This window comes from Bdellovibrio sp. BCCA, assembly GCF_037996825.1.
GTDB lineage: Bacteria > Bdellovibrionota > Bdellovibrionia > Bdellovibrionales > Bdellovibrionaceae > Bdellovibrio.
The window spans coordinates 20,216-39,292 of the sequence record NZ_JBBNAC010000002.1; the positions used below are offsets into that span (position 1 = coordinate 20,216).

The following is a 19,077-nucleotide window of genomic DNA, read 5'->3' on the forward strand; positions in this document are numbered from 1 at the left end:
GGAATTATTCATGGTTGAGGTCATTATCGAAAGTTTTAATTACAATACAGGCATCGGGGAGGGAAGGACGAAGAACTCGGGACGTTCTGTAATTTTGCTTTTAAACAACTACAAAACTGGAAATGAAACACCGAAATCCAATCCTGGCGATTCAGTTTGGTGTGTTCTATCGGGGTCTGATGGCAACAAGTTGACGGCGAGCGAGATTTACAATCGCCCAGACGAACGCATGGAGCGTTTCCTTGCTGAATTTAGAGAACACTTTGCTAATCTCAAGGGTGGCCCAATGAACGGTGAGATGTTGATAAGGTCTGATGGTAAAGTTTGCCGAATCACTGAAGTTCATTGTGACAAACTCCAGCCCTGTGGGAACGACTTCTTTGCTGGGCGTGATTTCAGTGTGGGGTATTCCGGAAGTTTAGAACAATCAATTCCCATCTCGACATTGGAACTCACTGGCGAGCTACGAGAAGCGAGATTCTGGACGTGGAGAAACTTCTCGCCGGAAGCTCACAATGGTTTCACATTCGAGGCAAAAGTTCGCGTGTGGCGCGAAACCTAACGAAGTGGCCTGCTGGACACCTTTCTCAAATTGAGATTTAGACCACGATATTTGCCGCTAGAAAGGCAACTTCGTGGTTTTTTGCCTCTCCCCATTGAATACATATGGGAAGCATAAAACACCTTTTAATCACTCTGGTTATCATTTTCTCGGTAATTCTCGGCGGATGTGCTCAGGAAGAGAAAATGTCGGACGAAGGACTTCTTTCAGAAATCTTTGGGTACGCATATGAAGTCGTTTCAACACGAAATGACCCTAATCACTCTTGGTCAGGCACCACTGGGATCTTAAATCTCCTTCTTACAGGAGAGAAAGACAGTGATGGCGAGGAAGGTAAGATCACGCGCGTATGGAGTGAATTCACCGAAGGATCCTGTCCGGTAGGGCAAACTTGTTTCTGCTCGGGTAAAATCGTTCAGGAATTTAAACAGGTCAGCAAACAGGAAATTAAAAAGGGTGATACTCCATACTCCATTTTTGATGTGATTAACGAAGATGACGGAACAAACCTCACCGAAGGCACCACTGAAAAACTCAAAGTGTATTACGTTCAACTGACTGTCGTAGAGCGTGTTACTTCTGAATATTGTCGCACAGAACCTGATCGAACCATCGCTATCTACAGATTCAGTAATAACGACATCATTATCGTTGACGGTAACTATCAAGTAGCAATGAGGAAAAGATGAAAAACCACTATGACTTCGTAACAGGTGAAGAGTACGGCGAACTTCCGCTCCTTGGTGCTATCAACTTGGCAGTTGAAACATATCGTGGTGAACACGTTTTTTCTCACTCAAAGCACATTGAAATTTTCAAAGCAAATCCTAATTCTTTCTTTTTTGCGATGGATACTCTGACAAAAAAGGTCGTAGGATGCATCGTCGCCATTCCAGTTAAAGATGACTTTTTCAACAGAACTATCTCGCCTGACTTTAATGAAGACGAGTTGAGTAAAGATGTAATTGCATCCAGTAAGAGCCCAGGAGTAAGAAAGTTGTACTTTTGCTCTATTACTTGCGATCAGAAAAGTTCAGATCGAGTCCGCATTCTATCCGGTCTAATGAGGAAGTTTATATCCTTTTACGGGGAACGCCTATTAGAAGGCTGTAAAGTCACAGAGGTGAGTGCAATGGCCGTAAGTGCTGCTGGCGCACATCTTTGCGAAATGATGGGCTTGACGAAGATCTCAGAGCACCAGGATGGCCATTCTGTTTACAAGCTTTCGAACTTATCAAAGAAAATTTACGACAATCACCTCACGAATGTGCAGAAAAACGTCGTTCTCAGAGATGTTATTCGACGAACTCGCACAGGGGCCGCCTGAGGACAAAACTCAACAAAAACTAAACAAAGATTGTGTTACCTTGCGCGAAGCATCTTTTTTTCAGTAATTGATCGCAGTAACTTGCGATTCGACAAAACCTGAAGGATGCTCTGTTCACAGGGGGACATCTGTGAGGAGTTTCTGTTCAATGAGTGACGCCGCTATCCAAGAGGCCTTTAGGCAGCGGTTTAACATAAACGTAAATATCGAGGAACTGATCTTCAGCCGCAGTTCGCTCGAAGAAATTTTGGCATCTCAGAATCTATACTCCGAGACAGGAACTGTCACTAAGCAAGGCGATCAAGCTATTGAAATCATTGGAATTAAGGCGATTCAAGATGGTCCCAGGCATGACTTGCGATGCATCTTCTGTGAGGATGTAGCCGTGGTCTTGATTTCTTAATTTCGTCAATTTTCCACCTCAACCCATTTATGAACTCGAGGTTGGGAGGAATGATGAAAAAACACGATTTTGCACGAGTTGCGCGGGGCGCCGGAGGTCTATCTCAGGACGACCTAAACACACTGGCAAAGGATTTGGCACAAAGTCAAACAGAGGGGCCAGATGCCATTGAGGCTGCCAGAAATATCCTTTTGAACATTGAGGATATTAAGTACGGGTTCTTTCTCGCTGCCTCAAAGAACAAGCAACTTTCTGAATTCGCAACTCAGTTCATCATTTCCAATCGCGGTAAAGATCTCGAATCAATCATTCAGTCATTTGAGAAACATGAAAATGAGATCTTCGACATCGGATCCTTTGATGGGTATGATCAAGTGATCCATGAAATCCTGGCAAGAAACAACCCTGTCGTTTCAAATCAGTTCCTGAATTCTAAGTCAGTTGTCGCATCCACAATCGCCGAAAGACAGATCGCCCATGCACTAAAACTTTCTTCCAACTCTTATGATGAAGGTTTTGTTGAAGCCGTTTTTAACGGCATCTCAATCATGAAAGTTCCAACAAGTAAATCAATTTACTTCATCCGCGAGCGCGATGTTGAATGTCACGCCAAAATGAAACCTTACGTGAAGACTTTCCTGGATTCAGTCACGGAAGATGTTAAGGGAATCAAGGTTGTTGGAAACTATTCAGTGAAAGATCGCACTTTCAAAGTCGTGAAGTCTCTGAATGGAAACCAACTTGCAGAGATCCTTCTTGGTAGCGAAGTGATTGTAGGTCATGATTCTTTGATCTCAGATAAGGTGCAAGGTTTCCTTGACACCATCTTCGAAGACTCGGGAATGATCCCTAAAGAGTTGATTCTGAAAAAGAGTGTGAACGGTGTTCGATACTCACTAAACAACTCAACTCTACTTGATGGCATTTCTGAAAAAGCCGAGCAACACAAAGCAAAGATTGCATCACTAGCACTGCTTGCAACTCTTTCGGTTGGCTTTTCTCCAGACGCAAGAGCTGAGATCAGTGAACATGAACGATATGCATCGACAATCGCTGACGTTTCAAGAATTGACGGCTCTGGAAATGGAAGTGCTCTTGCTGATCTGATCGACGGCGAGATAAGGGAATTGCGTAAATCACTCAGCACTCTAGTAGATCCAAATGGAAATCTTAAAAGAGTCCTCGCCGACGACAAGAACCGTGAGCTTAGAACATATTTTCAAGTTCTCGAAAACCGAATGAGTGAGCTCAGAGGTTTTAGTAACGATGAATCCATTACGAAGCTGCGTGGTATCCTTGCAAACGTAGAGAGGGTCTCACGAACTCTTAAGTCAAAGCTAAGTCTTGAGCAGGAAAAAAGTGGTGTTCTTTTGGATATCCACTTGGTGGCAGAGAGGGCGAAAGACATGACAGAACTTCTCTCGAATAAGCGCGTATTCGGATCTTACACAAGAGCAGTAAAGCAATAAGGAGCATTAGATGCAGACCGTAAGTAAACTTTCCCTAAAGAAACTTTCGCACAACCTGAAATTGATTGATGGCAAAATCTCCTCGAAGAATACTTCTATCGATGATGCTACCGCATTGATGGAAGTTAAAACTCAGCTTATCTCGAGCGACTCTGACAAGGTAACAAGGCTCATGAGAGTTGTAGGCGTTACCAAGGTAATTGAAAACATCGGAGCTCGTCTCGAGAAAATGAAGGCTTCGCTTACGTTGGATCGGGGAATGATTGCAGTTGTGGTTCAAAGGGGTGACCGTGAGTTCCGTCAGTATGCACGTCCTGTTATGATCGATGATGTTTTGAATAAATCAGGCCTTACCCCGGCCAATAAAAGCTATTCTATCGCCAAAGCTTACCTTGAGCATCAAGACATCGTGACAGTTTTAGCTGCCGGGTCGGCATTGGAAAGCATCGAAAGAACAATTAAAGAATTCAGTCTATAGGAAGGCGGGAGTAACCCCGCCTTTAATCAATCTGTCTCTCATTCTGCACAAATTAAACTATTTGCATATTATGAGATACAATAATCAGCCTTCGTCTCCATCCATAATATCTTCACTTTCCCCGCTTTCGTTGTATTTGGCATTCTCCAGTAGCTTCTGGTCGCCAGCATTCTTTTTGGCGGCCTTCTTTTCAAGAGACTGAGTCTGACGTTGCTTGATGATTTCCGTGATGGTACTTACACCGTGGTCACGTAAGTGTTTTTCAACCAACATTGCATCACTATTTTTAAGAAAGCGCATGAAAACACCTTTTTTGTGTGATTCATCTTTTGGGCATGACACATGGACTGATGACATTCCCAGTATGCTCAAAATCGGATTCGTTTTAACGGAAATATCCGTCACTTTCACCATTTCCACTGGATCTCGTGTCCGCTCAATAATTCCATGATTCACGATTAAATTTGATGGATCAAGTTCATACGTGTTAGTAAGCCGACGAACAATGAAGTATCCAGTATAACTGCCGATCAATATCAAAATTACTTCGTGAGGTTTGAATGATTTCTTCTTTTTGAAATACTTCTTAACTGACTTTGGAACATTCTTCTCTTTGATCACATAGCGGTCGATATCTTTTTGATAAAACCAAACGCCTACCATCATGAAGGTAAAAAGAATGCTTAATCTAGTACACTCTCTAACTTTGATCATTGGATTAGTCTCCTTATGATCTTAAATGGGTCGACAAGGGAACTGACCAACTACGGGATGGATCGCGCGATCATGATGGCGATAGTGATGCAGAAAACTCCTAGCCCACAAATGACTTCAAATTGGTAGACGATACGGCGGATCTTTCTGTTTCTTATCTTCATAACGTCCTCGCGGGTAATTACAGAGCAGTCAAAGACATTGCTTTGGAAGCTGAAAGTTTGGCGTACTTTTTTGATACTTTCACAACATATGGGAACTTTGATGGGTCTTTGATTTTCTTAACTGCGCTGTGGCCAAGGTTATAAGCAGCCAGGTAGGAGAGGTCTCCATCATGCTTCTGAAACTTCTCTTGAGTCTCTTTTAAATAGGCAATTGCGGTACGGATGTTAGTTTCTGGATCAAACAATTCTTGACCACAAATCAGTGTTTTGCGTTTCTTGTACTTGTAATAGATGATCGAATCGATACCAGGATCGACGGTACGTTTCGAGAAAGAGAATTTTAAAGCTTCCTCAATAGAAGGCATTTGTTGATCTTGCTCGACATAGGCTTTAGAGATGCCCGTACAAGATTTAGCAAAGTATTCAGGGCGCAACTGGAACAATCCCACTTCGCCAATTGTGCCAATGGCGTTAGGGTTTAATGTTGACTCAGTCATGGCAACACTTAAAGCAACATTTGGGTCGAAACCCATACTGATAGAGATCGTTACGATCATTGTTGCTACTGTGCTCATGGATACCTCCTGCGTTACGCTATCAGTATACCAACCCAAAAACATGGTTAACATGATAAAGAAGGTAAAGACGGTAAACGCGATAAGGTGGATTAGGTAGATACTTTTTGAGACAGGAATTTAAACGATACAATATTGAGACGACGCGAGGATTCAGAGTGAGACAATTAATTTTTGGGAGGCATTAAATTTTGCAGGGCTGGTGTTCTCTCCCATTCGTCAAGTTGACGTTCTAATTCGCTGCGTGATTTCCCGCTTGAGCCATAAGAACTTGATGAGGGGTGTTGCGCCGTACCAGTAATAATTCCACACATAAGGATCCGAGCCGCGCCTTTCGTGTCGCCCTCTTCTTTGACTAAAACGTCAGCCACGATTACTCCTGCGGCACATGGAATAATCACTTCATTGAATAGTTTGGGCCAATCTGTTTTTGCTTGAACTGGAAGCGATAACAGAAGAATGATTGGAAAAATAGCTTTCATATTACCTCCATGTACAAAAAACGAAGACTTTTGCTATTCGACTGTTCTAAGGGATCCTCTGGCGAACTGGGAGAATCCACCAATCCAATCGGGGATCGATAGAGAGTGGCCTGCGCAAAGCTTCTTCCCGTGTTGACGTGCCCGCTTCTTCGACTCACGACCGTGATCGTTGCCTTTGCCGTTGTCGTTCACTTGTTTTCTAAAAAGTCCATATGCACGCATGGCATCTCCCCTTTTTCAAAGTGACTGTGGATAGGATAACTCCTCAATGCCACCTTTCTCTAGGTAAACATGATAAACGTGCTATATTGGGACAAAGATGGTAAAAATGGTAACAACCCCTTCAGCCTTCATCCAGGTGAACCGATACATTATTCGATCAATTTTTGTCGTGGACCTATTTACCGTCTCAGGAAGAATTTTAGGGGGATTAATGAAAATCAAAGATTTAAAGGCGCTATCAACCGAAGAGTTAAAGGAAAAAGTGGCCCAAGAAGGGGTTGAATTCCTTCGGACTCTAGATTTATCCGAAGTGATCGACTTGCTGGCGAATAAGAAAGTTTGGAGTCCTGTAATTGAAAAATCCCTGGTTAAGACCACCAAGGATGCTGAGATCACCGCAAATGTGATGCTTGAGCAAAAGTTTGTCCCGAGCGTGTCTATCGCTCAAAAGCTTTTAGATGAATCTAAAGATGAAGCTTTACTTGTTAAAGTCGTGAAAGCCTTAAACAACTATCAATTCCCAAAAGAATCCCTGATTCAGGCAAGCAATAACAAGCAACATGAGTTGTTTCTGACGTTATGGATGACTTGTGTTAAGTCTCGCGATTCCCGCCTATTGGCTCCCTATGCCCACAGGACTGACGGGGAATTTGAAAGAGTTGTGGCGGAAGCTCTAATTGCTGACGGAAGTCCCGACTCGGAACTGGCGCAGGCCGTAAAGCGCACTTTACAGTACCGAGATTCGTTCTCAGCGCTTCTAATTGATGCCTGTAGTAAGGCTGAAGTCACCCTGAACTCGGGTCGTCAGGGTCCTCCTAGGAAGTCATATTACGACAGAGACAATGCTCCAAAGAAGTTTGAAGGAACAATTGTCGACGCATTCAATCTTGGCATTGTTAACAGATTCCCTGATGGTTCAATGAGTTATGTAGAAGGCATTGAGAATGTGGTTAGATATGCACACTATGCCATCCATTTCATTTCACTTCTGAACCCAAAAACAATCCCAAAGGGGAGTTCTCTTTACGAACTTTTCAATCCGCCAAATGGATCGCATAAGTTCCATGACTCGACAATCTACGTTGCTGAGAACCTTGCTTACAACGGTATGCTGAAGGATAAGGTTCAGGCTTATCTAATGTCTATCCTTAAATTCGGGAAGGCCGAGGGAGCATTTCCTCGTGCAATGGAGTGCCTTTCTAAGAAATACATTTCAGGACAACGTGGACTTGTTCTTGAGGTGTCTGAAGTGCTTGATTTGGATGAGAAGATCGAATCCATGAAAAAGCACAAAGAATGTGGGCCGTTGGTAACAAGACTTCTTCCGAAGAGAGAAAAGGGCTCGAATCCAGCCGCAAAAAGAGTTTTTTTCACAGAAATGCTTCAGGCGTTATACAGCGGTGGATATGCTGCAATGGAAGCAATTGAAAAGGATACTGGCTACAGCATTGATCAATTTGTTACGGACTCCAGACAGAAATCGAAAAACGTCGACACTCTCTATCGAAATAGCCTACAAAAAGCTATTCCGGTCGAAAAGTTGCCAGTGTTTGAAGATGCAAACGAACACCTTAAAAAAGACATCGCTCACAAAATTTCTGAAAGATCAGAAATCAGCGATTCAGTGTATAAGAAGGCTCAGACCCTCATTAAGAACGCTTATGGAAGTACAGTCGCTCGCGTCTTGAGTGAAAAATCACTTATTGACTATTGTGATGGGGACCTGGATGAGCTCGTTAATATCATAACTATTCGTAAGAAAGTTGGTCTGTCGGTAGAGGATTTAACTAAAGAGATTCTGAAACTAATAAAGAATCCACGCTCATTCCGCAATGATCGTTACTCCTCATCAAGCTTAGAGGATTACGAAAAAGCGGGAATCCTAGAGCTCTTGTCTTCGAAGGACATTAAAACCTTACTTAAGAACTTGGGTGATAGTGGTTCTAAGGCTCTTGTGACGGCTACTGACAAAGACGGCAATCTTGCGTTCTCGGATGAGGAGCTTTGCGAAAGATTGACGGGGTCGACTGGGCGCATAAATCAATACATGCTTGAGCAGGTGAAAAAGAGCAGAAAGAAACTTTTCGGCCTAGTAAAAGCGGCATATGTGGAGAAGGATAAAAAATTCTTTGGCGGTAGACTTGTTCAGGAAAAAGACGTTCTTGAGTCGTGCTTCAATGTAAAAGTTGAAGTTAAAGAAAAGAAAGTCTCTAGTAATCCTGAACGAACTGCATTGATGGCTCGAATCAGAAACGAAAAATGGCTTTCCATGTCTGACTTTCCTTTGCTAAAGCAGATCTATGAGGAGAAACCACAGTACTTTGAGGATAAAGTCCTAAGACTCAATGACGAATTAAAGGATTCTTTCAGGAAGCTTACGAAACCACAAGAAATTACAATTTCTAGGATTCAAACGGTGGAGGATGTACAGCATTTCAAGAGTAAATACTACGACCTAAGAAACGTCGACAAGATCAAATGTATTGAACTTGGACTTAATGTTCCATTTGAGAGCTTGTACTTCGATCTTGAGATGCTGAAGTCACAAAAAATGATCGACCTGATGGTTTCGCGTGGCTCTCTAAAAATCACTAGTATTGGTAATCGAGAAATCGAGAATATGAATGAAAACCATCTGACCCTTCTGGCAGTCAATCTTAATAAGATTCCACTCGGAAGAATTTCTATCGAGGAGAGGAGTTATGGCCTAATACCAGTTACGGAAAGAATGATCGAAATCTACAAAAAGGGAGTTGAATTCAAGGTTAAACTTGATCACCCAATGATTCAAAGAATTGAATTCATTCACAAGGCTTCTGGAGTTGATTTAGCAGTTCTCAAAAACTTTATTGATGATTGTGGCCTAGAGGGAATTGTTCTTAAAGGTGGAATTATTAAAGATATCAAGGTCCCTGGAAGAAATCTTCGGTCAGAGTTCGTTACACTCGTGGAAGTAGTTGATCCTAGGTTTAAAGCAATCAATCTCAGAAAAATGAACCTAGACAACATTGAAAGTGTCGGCTCATATGAAGACTTTGTTGAAAGTTCTGGTATGACTCTGGATACGTTGGCAAAAGTCATAGAAGTTCCGGAATCTGTAAAGTCCAACCCTAAGACTTTCAAATCCATCAACTCGATTATCGCAATGGATGGTAACACTATCCTTAGAAAGAGCCGTGCTCTGAGTGAAATTCTTGGTACGAAACTTGAGATGTCGGAAGTATTCGACACAGATATTAGCGGGGAGTTGAGTTTCACTGAATGGTTTAAGGGGGTCGAAATCTCAGGAGTCTCTTTACTTGTGTCTTCTTCTGGAGATTTTGTCCAGCAACTAAGAAAGCACTTAAAACGCAGTCACTTGCTTAAGCTCTTGGGTTCCCTTGGCGGTGAAAGCCAGATTCGCGATACGGTAGCTCTGTATTTGAAGGCATCTGCTAAAATTGTTGATTTGGGACGAAGTCTTCAAAATGAGACTAACGACGAAGCTAAAAAGCCCCTTTCTCAACTTTTGGTAAGCTTGAGTAAGAAGATGGAAATCACTCTTGGTAAGGCAGATATCTATGATCTTCATGATGGACTATATGATATTGCGGGCTCGTTGTCCGGCGATCCTTTAGACCCAACTGGCTTAGAGAAGTACAGCGACCTCACTAAGAAGGAGAAGGTCTCGATCCTTAATTTCGACGGTAAGTCCGAAGAGTGCGAGACTCTCAAGCTAACAGAGGCAGGCAAACGGTTCATAAACGAACCAAAGAGACTTTCTCTGTTCTTCCCTAAGAATAAAGCTGATCTTATTGCTTTAGGAAGTGAACACGGCTGGTGTGTTGACACCGTCGGTTCATATTACGATGAATCATTCTTGGGAAAAACCGTCCTGGTTGCCTTGTGTGAAGATTCACCTTCCATTGAAAATGCGAGAATTTTAGTTGAGCTCGCGGTCAAGAAGGAGGAGAAGCCGGACATTGAACAGGTACGAATCTCTTCGAAACTTGGATCTAAGCACGTCGAAGCTAAGGAATTGATCGATACGTCGACATTGATCAGAGTAATTGAAGAGGCTCATCTTGAGATCTTAAAGAACGAGACTAAAGACGACAAGAAGGCTTCATAATCTCCAAAGAGGGGGGATGATCTCCCCCTTTTGTACTCATTTTTCAGCTCGTAGCCATTTAGGTTCCTGTAGGCCAGGAAGGCCAGAAAAAGAGGGAATTCATGTTAAAGAATCTCGGAGTTAATACTAAGGACCTTCGTGCATCAATTGAGTTACTCACCTTAGATGTGAACAAAAGAGTCATATGTAGGGGTCGTGATGTATCTATTAAAGAAATTCTTGCAGAGGCGCACGAGCGCATTGAAGAAATGGCAAAGAAGAAAGATCGAGCTATATCAAATTTCTCGATGATTGAAAAGATTGCCAACAAGTCTAATGATGTCGAAGTAAAGCAGGTTTCTGATCGAATTTCATCGGGTGTTCAAAAGGTACTTAATGCAACTAATGAAATCATTAAGCGATACATGGATAGCGCTCGAAAACACGTTGCAGAGATTTCGGTCCTGAGTGGAGATGATGAAATTCAAGGATTAAAAACTTATGCAGATATGCTCACCAATCATCTACCCGGCGTCTTTAATTGTTTTGGTGAAGGTCAGACGCACATTACGAATCAGTTTTCAGATCCAATTGCTAGGAATATTTCTCATGCTCTATTGTCAGATTTAGCTGAATATTCAGTCGCTTTGGAAATGTTTTTGGACTGTAAAATTGCCCTTGATGTTGAAGTTGTTCGGTCAGCGACCGAAAAGCGCAAACAGCGGGAAGCAGGGTAGGAGGTTTTATGCAAGATACAGTACTTCAAAGAATTCGATTGGAAAGTATTTTAGCGGCAGCAATTGTTTCCATTGTCGCAGTTCCAGATGTAGGTCAGGAACTTAATGAAGAGTCTGAACAATCATTAATCCTGAAGGACGTGCAAATTGGTCTACAACTAAAGAAGACGCCAGATATGGAGTTTGACACAATAGAGCAGCGGCTTAGAAAGCAGCTTATTCCGTATTTCTCAACAGAATCCAGAAAGAGAATTGAGGTCCTTCAACATGGTGGTGCTAAAACTATTCTCATTCAGGCAAAACAAAAGTTGAAGCAAAAGGAAAATCTTTCAATCTACGAGAAAGCAGCCCTTGACCTCTTCATGCTAGAAAGAAGTAATTCAATTAGCTCTGCGTAGAGCATCCAGTTCAATGTGTGCTTTTCGAAAGCGGTTCATGATATTCTCTTGGGCCGCTTTCTTTTTCATAAAGGACATTGAAATCATGAGCATAAGTGCTCCAGAAGCCACGTAGGAGGAGATCTCCCCAGCAATCTGTCCAACGATCATTTTATGCAGCATCGGTGTGGATAGTGTAAAGACAAGGGCGCAGCAGGCCATTACTTTTAGGTTTTTCGCGTCAGAACCATGACGGAAATAATAAAGACTGAACAGAACCAGAGAGATAGCTACTTGGATCATTGTGGCGAAAACAAGTTCCATTATGACCTCCAGACACTATCAGTATATGGCGAATATACCATGTTTACCACGATTACCATGATATCGTGAAAATCTGATACGCTCAATTTTGAGATAAGCGCCAAAACCGTCATTATTTGAGATATCATGACCTGGGTTTTTAGGCCGCACCTATTTACAAACTTGTGAGCTCAAATAGAAGAGTTCGGAGTGAATAGAGCGGGAGAGAATATGTTGAAAAAATCAAATGTGATCGCGGAATCTGTAACTGAAACCAAAGATGGGGTTACGAAAGCCATGACGATTTGGGCTTACCTCGATCAACTCCCGCGCGTAGAAGAAAAAATTTCCGATTTAAACAAATTAATTAAAAAGAACAAGCTTGAACTAGATCCAATTGTTATCGAGGCAATTTCTCCTGTGTACATGAAGCGACACACGTTCGTGGTTGATGGGGTAAATAAAGATCGCGAATTCCGGGCAGTCGATATTGTCATAAAAGGAACAATGCCTGCAATTCCAGACTACGAGATGGTTGCAATGATCACGCGACCGGAGGACAAGATTTCACAAGGGCTATATGTCACTCATGTGGACGGAAAGTATTCTTATGATCCGAAGTGGGAATCTCACGATTTTAAATGTGACCACTGTGGAACTAAGAGAAGGCGTGATGAGATCTTCATTTTATACCATAAGCCTAACTCGAAGCTGATCTCGGTTGGCAAGAGTTGCCTTGAAGAATTCCTCCCAAAGAAAACACTGAAATCCATCCTTCAATTCTGCTCTGACTTCGACGTTCTAAAATCCTCTTTTTCAATGGATCTGGAGTTCGACTATGTTCCGCAGCTAGTTCAAACGGCTGAAGCATTGGCTGCTGCCATTTCATTCATTGAGCAACACGGCTACATCTCACAAAAATCGGCGGAAATTTCTTTAGCTGGTATTTCTACCGTGAATATGGTTCGCCATGCGCTATTTGAGGCCCCCGACGCCAATCAGCCAGCGATTAATATCGAGCCCAGACACAGGAATATCGCCCACAAAGCGCACTCTCAGGTGTCTAAATACCTTGAGAAAGTAAGTGATCCATCATATGCGAATAACATCAGGGTTGCTGTTGGCTCAGAGTACATTGGTGGAAGTAAAATTGGGTATCTATGTGCTTTTGCTTTAGAGGTTTGCAAGGCGGAGATGATCAAGATTGAATTTCAACTTAAAAATGCCTCCGGAGAAACCAAGCCTTCAGAGTTCCAAGGCTCAAAGGGAGAAAGGATAGTTCGCCGAGTAACCATCCTAGATCGAAGAACCTTTGGTGGATATAATAGATGGACAGCTGACGGCATGACGACCGTCTATGTTATGGCTGACGCTGATGGAAACCAGTATGTAGCATTCCCATCAAATTTTGACCATGAGATTGGATATGAATTCATCTTCAAAGCAACGGTCAAAGATCATCAAGTCGATAAAGTGAAAGGTACAAAACAGACGATCATAAATCGAATTGTAATTGAAAATGATGCTGAGATCGACAAGGCGGTCAAACAATTGGATGGTTTAAAGTTATCATCGGTATCTTTGCGAGAGGAGGGTAATAGAAACAATGGTTACACTGGACTTATAGATGATCTTCTTCACGGAACCAATTGGGCTACGGCCTCCATGTTTTGGTATAAAATTGTTCTATCGGTTGAAAAGTTTCGTAAAGAAGGAAAAGAAATCAATGAAGAGTTAAAACAGGATCTCGACATTGTCTTCAGTGGTAGGAAACTCACCCTTTCTGTTACAACTAAATTGGAGACTTCCCAGGATCTTCAAAGCATGAATATCTCCCAAGTAGTTAAGGTACGAGGAGCCGACAATTTGCCAAAGTGGTAATACTAAAGAAATCATTACTGAAATTTCCCCTTTCACGATTAAGACCATGAATGGCCGCTTTTGCGGCCTGGAGGCTTTTTATGAATCGTGTAATTTCATCTTTGGCATTAACGGCAATCCTCGTATGGCTTGCCACCTACAATGTGTTCCCCGAGGGCTCCATAGGCAGTAGCGAGAAACTAAAGCAATTCAAACAATCAGCATACTGTGCAAGCATTCGGAACAGTGCCGTTCTCGATATAAGAGTCAGGCTATTTTTGAACGTAGGGGTCAAAAAAGGAAATGTGGTTACGGTAGTAGATCAAAATGTCACAGTTGAATGCCAGAATGGCAAAATTCATCTCTTAACGGGCCTGGGCAGGCTTGAAGTGCCAATTGATACCATGAGTGATCAGGCCGCGTTAAAAAGGCTCCTTATGGATGAGATCAACAATCAGGCGCTAAGACTCATATTAAACAATCCAGAAGGGAGTATGGCCTCTCTGGATGGGGATAATCGCACGGTTTGGTTAAGGGATACGATTGAGGCCGATCTTGCTGTCACCTTCTTCGGTGACAAAGAAACCATAAAAGTTCTCAGATAAATCTAACAGAAAGGCCACATTATATATGTGGCCGATTTGACAGATTACCTTGCCATTCTGGATGTTTTCTCATCCACTCGTGCCTTCAAATGATCAATCATGGAGTCAACAGTTTCATCACTATCTTCGAAACTGCTTGCACACTCAGTGCCTGTTTTATTTCTAAAGATAGACCAAAAGATCATTTCTATGCCTCCAAGACTTTTTTCTCGCAACACATTGATTTGATAGTTCCGGTAGTTTATCGTTCTCGAGTTCTTCGATTTGGAATTTTGTTTGGTCATATTTGTACTTTCATGCCGCCTTAGGGTTGCCTGCTAACCAGCTCGCATCGTGAGATACTTTGGTATCATAAATTGAAAATTCTATAATTTTTTCTCCTAACTCATATCCCTTGGATTGCAATTGATTGTACAGATCATCAATTTTATTCTGGAACGGCTCAGAAAAGGTGTTGTTGTCTCGAACGGTGATCATCAATTTATTCCGACCACATTCCAATACTTTTCTGGAGTTGCGAGAAAGGTGCCCATGAAATGGATCGATGATTTTAATAAGTTTTTGTCTTTCTTCATCAGTGTCGTTCAAGATTACTTCGATATGACTCTCGAAATAGCCATCTTTTCTGATCTTGGAGTTACCACCTTCTGTTGATGGTGCAGCTGGATGCCACGGCACTGTTTCTATTTTTTTACGCACAACCGAATATCCCATGAGAGTTAAATCTCTTGCGATACGCTCGGTCTCCATATATGCACCGTGATTATCGCCCACAAACTTTGATGATGTTTGCGCATCTTTAAGAACCAGTTTTCCAGATTTGTCTTGAAGATCCAAAGTAATTGCTTTTACACCAATCTTTTCACAAGCATCCGTGAAAGATGTGGCTTCAACATTCTCGACCGTAATGTGAATCTCATACGGTAGCGGAAATGCATTCTTATACTCTCTTTTTTGTAGTGCTCCCCAATATTCCGCTTTCTTCCACAACATTTCTTCGAGTTCAGAGTCTTTCGCTCCTATGTCGTGGCCGATTGAAAGCAGACATAACATAGTGTCGGCGATCTCTTCGAGTATCTTTTCCTTTGACGTAAAACGATGATTGGTTGAGTGAGCATTTTCATACGGCAGAATTGCCTTAGCAAGCTCACCAAGTTCTTCTGTTGCTTTCAATGTCTTTTGACTCAAACTCTTGCTGTCTTTTTTAGATAAGCTCTTAATAAATTTAGAAAGTTGGCTATTCATCCTTCCTCTCTTCTTTTAGCTCCAGCTCTAGTTCGAGGTTTATAACTTCTTCCGGTGAATAGAGCTTAACATTCGGATCAACGGCATCGATAATTTCATGGGGATTCATTTCATCTTCGATGGCTGCAATAAATTCTAAGTTCAAATCATTTTCAACGGTCCAATTGGTATCAATATTCCCATTGTGCGCCACTGTGTAGGTTTAAAAACTAATGACTGAATTAGGTTTGTATGGATGTTCTGCCATCTGAAGTTGCCTATTTGAAAGGATAAGAATCGCCCCAAGTTCGTCGCAAGAATATATACCTTCAGGTCCATCGAATTTGCTTCCGTCATGTGTTACATCCATATTGGGCTCCTTATAGACAGTTAAGGTTTCTGTGTCGTTTTCGTTTTGCGAACTTCCTGACAGTATCCGATCACTTTAACGTCAGTGGCTTTAAGGGAGTTTTCAAATCGCCGTTTCATAACTGTCAGGGAATTTTCACACTGGGTTTTATCAGAAAACTCATACTGAAATGTTCCAAGTCCCCCGGAATGAATTTCGTCGAACATAACCATTACAAATAGAACGTAAATCACTTATTGCCACCTTTAAGATATCTGCCAAGTTCAGCCCTGATATCGCCCCAAGATTTCAAGGTGCCGAAAGGGCGTTCAGATGTTGGTCTTTCTTTCCAGTACCAATCTGGGTCTTGAGTTAATTTTAAAGCCTGTGTCAATTTCCAGATCTTGGCCGTATCAATTTCTTCCTTAAGAGTCTTTTTCATGAGGGCTTCATTGATTAGTTCTATGGTTCTTTCTAATCCTTTAATAAGCCTCTCATTTGACTCCTGGCGTACTTCCATCATGACGGAATCCAAGTCTTCCTGTGGGTTGCCTAGTTGACTTACTTCTTTGGGCCTTCCGAAAAACCAAATAAGAAATCCGGTGACGTAGTCAATTTCAGGCCTCCAGCAGGCCATTGGATCTTCTTCAGTTTGATGAACATGCTTCCAATATTCCGCCGATATCATTTTGAAATCGCTCGATTGAGATTTAGATGCTTTATCTAGTTCATCTGTAAAGATTTCTTTATTAACTTTTGCTTTTCTGCTCTCTTCTAGGATTGAGTTAAGAACTTTGAATCTTGCATCTTGGTATTTTTTAAGGCGGCAAATTTCTTTTTCAACATATGCAAGTGGATCCTTAGTGACTTCACTAAGTTCAGCGCACTTTCGGGATGAATTTACAAGAGCTGATGTTAGGATCTGATTTACAGCTCGTTGACTTCGCAGTTCTGCTTCAAGTTCTGAGCGTGAAAGTTTCTTGTCAGAGTTCTTCAATGATCCTCCAATAATGGGGGAGCCACAAAAGACTTTCCCCCTTTCCTGTGCTGTCAGACGTGTGGCTCAAGCGTTTCCCGTCGGATTGGAGCCGTCGCTCCACGCTTTGTCATCGTCTCAAGACCCTTGAATTGCTGCGTCCTTTGCTTTTCGCCGGAAGGTTAGCTTTTAACTACGCATTGGCTCATGAGTCGCGCTCTCTCCGTTACTTCTGCTCAATGGGGATGTCCCCGAAATTGAGCTAAATTAATTCTTTCTAAATAATCGATGTGCTATCAGTAAGTACATTTTGCTACCAACGTAGTATTGAAGTTTTACAATCTGATATCCAATGACAATACCTATCACCATGGTTGGTATTACAATCGAATTTGATAGAGTCATGTTTGGCAGAGTGAAGGCCAAGAAGATGCTCAGTGTAACCATAAAAGTAATCAGCACGATGAAGCAGTTATAAATATCGATAGCTGTGACAAGTGTTGCTTTAATAGCGAATCTAAATAGTCCATGTGCCTCGATATTTAGACGATTGTACATAAGAAGTTCCAAGCAGACCCTCGTCATAAATGCAAAGCACTTAATTAGTGATGGAACAATGGAGGAAGCAAAAATCACGAACAAAAGCAATTCGTAAGTTAGGCTATGGATCAATTGACTACTAAATCCCACAGTTAAAATACTCAAGGCAGCAACCTGTGCGAGCCAAAATTGGAGAGCTTTGATGTATGGAATTTTGAGTTTTGAAAGTAATTCCATGCTAAACCTTAATGAGGATCTCACTCAGTTCATAAAGAGCCATGCGCCCTTCGTATGTTAGAACAAGTTTGTGGTCACGATCAGGATCCTCAGCATATCCCAGCTCCATTAAGATACTGTGGAGGGTTGAACCATTTCCGTATCCGCACGCAACTTTCAATAGGCCTTTGTAGACGATAACCGGATAGTTTTTTGATCCAAAATCAGTGTTTCGGAAGGCGTATTCAAAATTGAACTTAGTTGGTATTTCGACGGATTTACTTGCGGGTTGTTGTGTCGTCTCACTCATGCAACTTTCCTTTTCTTCCCTGGATACTTCCGGTACTTACGTATCAATCGGCCATAGGTGATTTCTTCGTAGGTCCCTCTGTCTTGACGGTAAAGGGTGACAAGCTGCTCGTTCTTGTCAACATCAACAATCACATAGTCCGTTACTGTTTTAAGTTGGTAGTCGATAAGGCAGACAACATCAGTTGGTTTTACCGACAGTACTTTTCTCTGACTCAGATAAATTGCACCAAGAAGGACCAGCGGATAAGTCCAAGCTACGATTGCGAGAATGATCGTTAATTCTGGGCTCTGTGGATGTGAGTCGTTGTACATCTTGAAACAACAGACTGCATAGGTAACGAAAAGCAGATTGAGGATTGTTAAAGGACTAATGTCTTTGCCAACCTTACCGTAGGTGATGAGGATTGATCCTTCTTCGGCAGACTTAATCATGCGGACTCCTTCAAGAAATGTTGCTCTGCTCTGTCAAAGGACAACCTGGTTGTAATAAGAAAATTTTGAACGGTGATTCCTTGGCTTTCGATATCAATTTCTTTTACGCGGAAACGTGTGTGTTCTTCGTCGGTGGTAATGGTGCCTGCGTATTTGGACTTGATGAAGTCGCCGATCTTTACCGTTGGAACACGCACGTACTGCGTTTTTGTCACGTATCCACTGATCGAAATAGCGCTCATGTAGCTTACCGAAGTCAAAACAGCCAGCGTAATTGGTACGATGTTGGAGGTGTCGCTTACTAGCAAGGACACGAGAATCAGGTGAAAACCAAAAACTACAGAAGAGGCAAACATAGCATTTGAAGTTCGAATGAGCTCTTCGCCTTCCTGAGATAGTTCGTAATCGAAGATGGATAGTTTATTTCGCACAGAAAGCCTCGCCTTTGTTCGTTGATGTACGGGCGTATCCTTCTTCAAAAGCAAATTTTAGAGAAATCGCAAGCGCGACCATCATAAGAACAGAAATGGTGTTCATGAACCAAAATATGACTTGAGTGCGCTTCATGATTCCCTCATTAAATTTGGTGCGACCATCCGGACTTGAACCGGAATCTGCGGTTTAGGAAACCGAAGCTCTATCCTGTTGAGCTATGGTCGC

The 19,077-nt window shown here is 42.1% G+C and carries 25 protein-coding genes and 1 tRNA gene; 11 read left to right on the top strand and 15 right to left on the bottom strand.

Annotated elements, in window-relative coordinates; genetic code table 11:
• Positions 1–10 precede the first annotated feature (10 nt).
• The 6 genes from AAAA78_RS18570 (at position 11) to AAAA78_RS18595 (ending at position 4,239) form a co-directional block, all read left to right on the top strand.
• A complete protein-coding gene (locus AAAA78_RS18570) occupies positions 11–562 on the top strand; it encodes a hypothetical protein (protein WP_340593677.1) in 552 nt (183 codons plus the stop codon).
• Between the two features lie 185 nt (positions 563–747).
• Positions 748–1,251, top strand: a complete 504-nt coding sequence (locus AAAA78_RS18575) for a hypothetical protein (RefSeq protein ID WP_340593678.1) — start codon at positions 748–750, stop codon at positions 1,249–1,251.
• Positions 1,248–1,889 carry a hypothetical protein gene (locus AAAA78_RS18580; protein WP_340593679.1) on the top strand — a complete coding sequence of 214 codons (642 nt, stop codon included), beginning with the start codon at positions 1,248–1,250 and terminating at the stop codon, positions 1,887–1,889. The genes AAAA78_RS18575 and AAAA78_RS18580 overlap by 4 nt, the downstream gene beginning before the upstream one ends.
• 148 nt (positions 1,890–2,037) lie before the next feature.
• A complete protein-coding gene (locus AAAA78_RS18585) occupies positions 2,038–2,292 on the top strand; it encodes a hypothetical protein (protein ID WP_340593680.1) in 255 nt (84 codons plus the stop codon).
• 53 nt (positions 2,293–2,345) lie between these two features.
• Positions 2,346–3,761: a hypothetical protein gene (locus AAAA78_RS18590; RefSeq protein WP_340593681.1), complete on the top strand. Its 1,416-nt coding sequence runs from the start codon at positions 2,346–2,348 to the stop codon at positions 3,759–3,761.
• A 10-nt stretch (positions 3,762–3,771) separates the two neighbouring features.
• A complete protein-coding gene (locus AAAA78_RS18595; RefSeq protein ID WP_340593682.1) occupies positions 3,772–4,239 on the top strand; it encodes a hypothetical protein in 468 nt (155 codons plus the stop codon).
• Between the two features lie 84 nt (positions 4,240–4,323).
• On the opposite strand, the gene AAAA78_RS18600 is transcribed toward AAAA78_RS18595, so the two are convergent.
• The 4 genes from AAAA78_RS18600 to AAAA78_RS18615 all read right to left on the bottom strand — a co-directional run bounded on the left by AAAA78_RS18600 (position 4,324) and on the right by AAAA78_RS18615 (position 6,396).
• Entirely contained in the window at positions 4,324–4,953 is a 630-nt protein-coding gene (locus AAAA78_RS18600; RefSeq protein ID WP_340593683.1) for a PH domain-containing protein, read from the bottom strand.
• 181 nt (positions 4,954–5,134) lie between these two features.
• A complete protein-coding gene (locus tag AAAA78_RS18605; protein ID WP_340593685.1) occupies positions 5,135–5,692 on the bottom strand; it encodes a transglycosylase SLT domain-containing protein in 558 nt (185 codons plus the stop codon).
• Between the two features lie 167 nt (positions 5,693–5,859).
• Positions 5,860–6,174, bottom strand: a complete 315-nt coding sequence (locus AAAA78_RS18610; RefSeq protein ID WP_340593686.1) for a hypothetical protein — start codon at positions 6,172–6,174, stop codon at positions 5,860–5,862.
• 33 nt (positions 6,175–6,207) lie between these two features.
• Entirely contained in the window at positions 6,208–6,396 is a 189-nt protein-coding gene (locus AAAA78_RS18615; protein WP_340593687.1) for a hypothetical protein, read from the bottom strand.
• Positions 6,397–6,607: 211 nt separating this feature from the next.
• Between AAAA78_RS18615 and AAAA78_RS18620 the strand changes: the two genes are divergently transcribed.
• The 3 genes from AAAA78_RS18620 (at position 6,608) to AAAA78_RS18630 (ending at position 11,621) form a co-directional block, all read left to right on the top strand.
• The gene (locus tag AAAA78_RS18620) at positions 6,608–10,507 is read left to right on the top strand and encodes a hypothetical protein (RefSeq protein WP_340593688.1); all 3,900 of its coding nucleotides are present in this window, start codon (positions 6,608–6,610) and stop codon (positions 10,505–10,507) included.
• A 101-nt stretch (positions 10,508–10,608) separates the two neighbouring features.
• A complete protein-coding gene (locus AAAA78_RS18625; RefSeq protein WP_340593689.1) occupies positions 10,609–11,223 on the top strand; it encodes a hypothetical protein in 615 nt (204 codons plus the stop codon).
• Between the two features lie 8 nt (positions 11,224–11,231).
• Positions 11,232–11,621: a hypothetical protein gene (locus tag AAAA78_RS18630; protein ID WP_340593690.1), complete on the top strand. Its 390-nt coding sequence runs from the start codon at positions 11,232–11,234 to the stop codon at positions 11,619–11,621.
• Here AAAA78_RS18630 and AAAA78_RS18635 read toward each other — a convergent pair.
• Positions 11,604–11,924, bottom strand: coding sequence for a hypothetical protein (locus tag AAAA78_RS18635; protein WP_340593691.1), 321 nt, complete (start codon positions 11,922–11,924; stop codon positions 11,604–11,606). The two genes, AAAA78_RS18630 and AAAA78_RS18635, sit on opposite strands and share 18 nt — an antisense overlap.
• Positions 11,925–12,134: 210 nt before the next feature.
• On the opposite strand from AAAA78_RS18635, the gene AAAA78_RS18640 reads away from it, so the two are divergent.
• Entirely contained in the window at positions 12,135–13,784 is a 1,650-nt protein-coding gene (locus AAAA78_RS18640) for a hypothetical protein (RefSeq protein WP_340593693.1), read from the top strand.
• Between the two features lie 80 nt (positions 13,785–13,864).
• Positions 13,865–14,368 carry a hypothetical protein gene (locus AAAA78_RS18645; protein ID WP_340593694.1) on the top strand — a complete coding sequence of 168 codons (504 nt, stop codon included), beginning with the start codon at positions 13,865–13,867 and terminating at the stop codon, positions 14,366–14,368.
• A 44-nt stretch (positions 14,369–14,412) separates the two neighbouring features.
• Here the strand turns inward: AAAA78_RS18645 and AAAA78_RS18650 are convergent, their stop codons facing one another.
• The 10 genes from AAAA78_RS18650 to AAAA78_RS18695 all read right to left on the bottom strand — a co-directional run bounded on the left by AAAA78_RS18650 (position 14,413) and on the right by AAAA78_RS18695 (position 19,077).
• Positions 14,413–14,553 carry a hypothetical protein gene (locus tag AAAA78_RS18650; RefSeq protein ID WP_340593695.1) on the bottom strand — a complete coding sequence of 47 codons (141 nt, stop codon included), beginning with the start codon at positions 14,551–14,553 and terminating at the stop codon, positions 14,413–14,415.
• A 109-nt stretch (positions 14,554–14,662) separates the two neighbouring features.
• Positions 14,663–15,613: a hypothetical protein gene (locus AAAA78_RS18655; RefSeq protein ID WP_340593696.1), complete on the bottom strand. Its 951-nt coding sequence runs from the start codon at positions 15,611–15,613 to the stop codon at positions 14,663–14,665.
• Positions 15,606–15,806 (bottom strand): hypothetical protein, encoded by a 201-nt coding sequence (locus AAAA78_RS18660; protein WP_340593698.1) that lies wholly within the window; start codon positions 15,804–15,806, stop codon positions 15,606–15,608. Before AAAA78_RS18660 ends, AAAA78_RS18655 begins: the two co-directional genes overlap by 8 nt.
• A 176-nt stretch (positions 15,807–15,982) precedes the next feature.
• Positions 15,983–16,195 (bottom strand): hypothetical protein, encoded by a 213-nt coding sequence (locus tag AAAA78_RS18665; RefSeq protein ID WP_340593699.1) that lies wholly within the window; start codon positions 16,193–16,195, stop codon positions 15,983–15,985.
• Positions 16,192–16,938: a hypothetical protein gene (locus tag AAAA78_RS18670; protein WP_340593701.1), complete on the bottom strand. Its 747-nt coding sequence runs from the start codon at positions 16,936–16,938 to the stop codon at positions 16,192–16,194. The genes AAAA78_RS18665 and AAAA78_RS18670 overlap by 4 nt, the downstream gene beginning before the upstream one ends.
• Before the next feature lie 757 nt (positions 16,939–17,695).
• Complete coding sequence (locus AAAA78_RS18675; RefSeq protein ID WP_340593702.1) at positions 17,696–17,983, bottom strand: hypothetical protein; 288 nt, start codon at positions 17,981–17,983, stop codon at positions 17,696–17,698.
• The gene (locus AAAA78_RS18680; protein ID WP_340593703.1) at positions 17,980–18,417 is read right to left on the bottom strand and encodes a hypothetical protein; all 438 of its coding nucleotides are present in this window, start codon (positions 18,415–18,417) and stop codon (positions 17,980–17,982) included. The genes AAAA78_RS18675 and AAAA78_RS18680 overlap by 4 nt, the downstream gene beginning before the upstream one ends.
• Positions 18,414–18,848 carry a hypothetical protein gene (locus AAAA78_RS18685; RefSeq protein ID WP_340593704.1) on the bottom strand — a complete coding sequence of 145 codons (435 nt, stop codon included), beginning with the start codon at positions 18,846–18,848 and terminating at the stop codon, positions 18,414–18,416. Before AAAA78_RS18685 ends, AAAA78_RS18680 begins: the two co-directional genes overlap by 4 nt.
• Positions 18,838–18,984, bottom strand: coding sequence for a hypothetical protein (locus AAAA78_RS18690; RefSeq protein WP_340593706.1), 147 nt, complete (start codon positions 18,982–18,984; stop codon positions 18,838–18,840). Before AAAA78_RS18690 ends, AAAA78_RS18685 begins: the two co-directional genes overlap by 11 nt.
• Positions 18,985–19,001: 17 nt before the next feature.
• Positions 19,002–19,077, bottom strand: a tRNA-Arg gene (locus tag AAAA78_RS18695).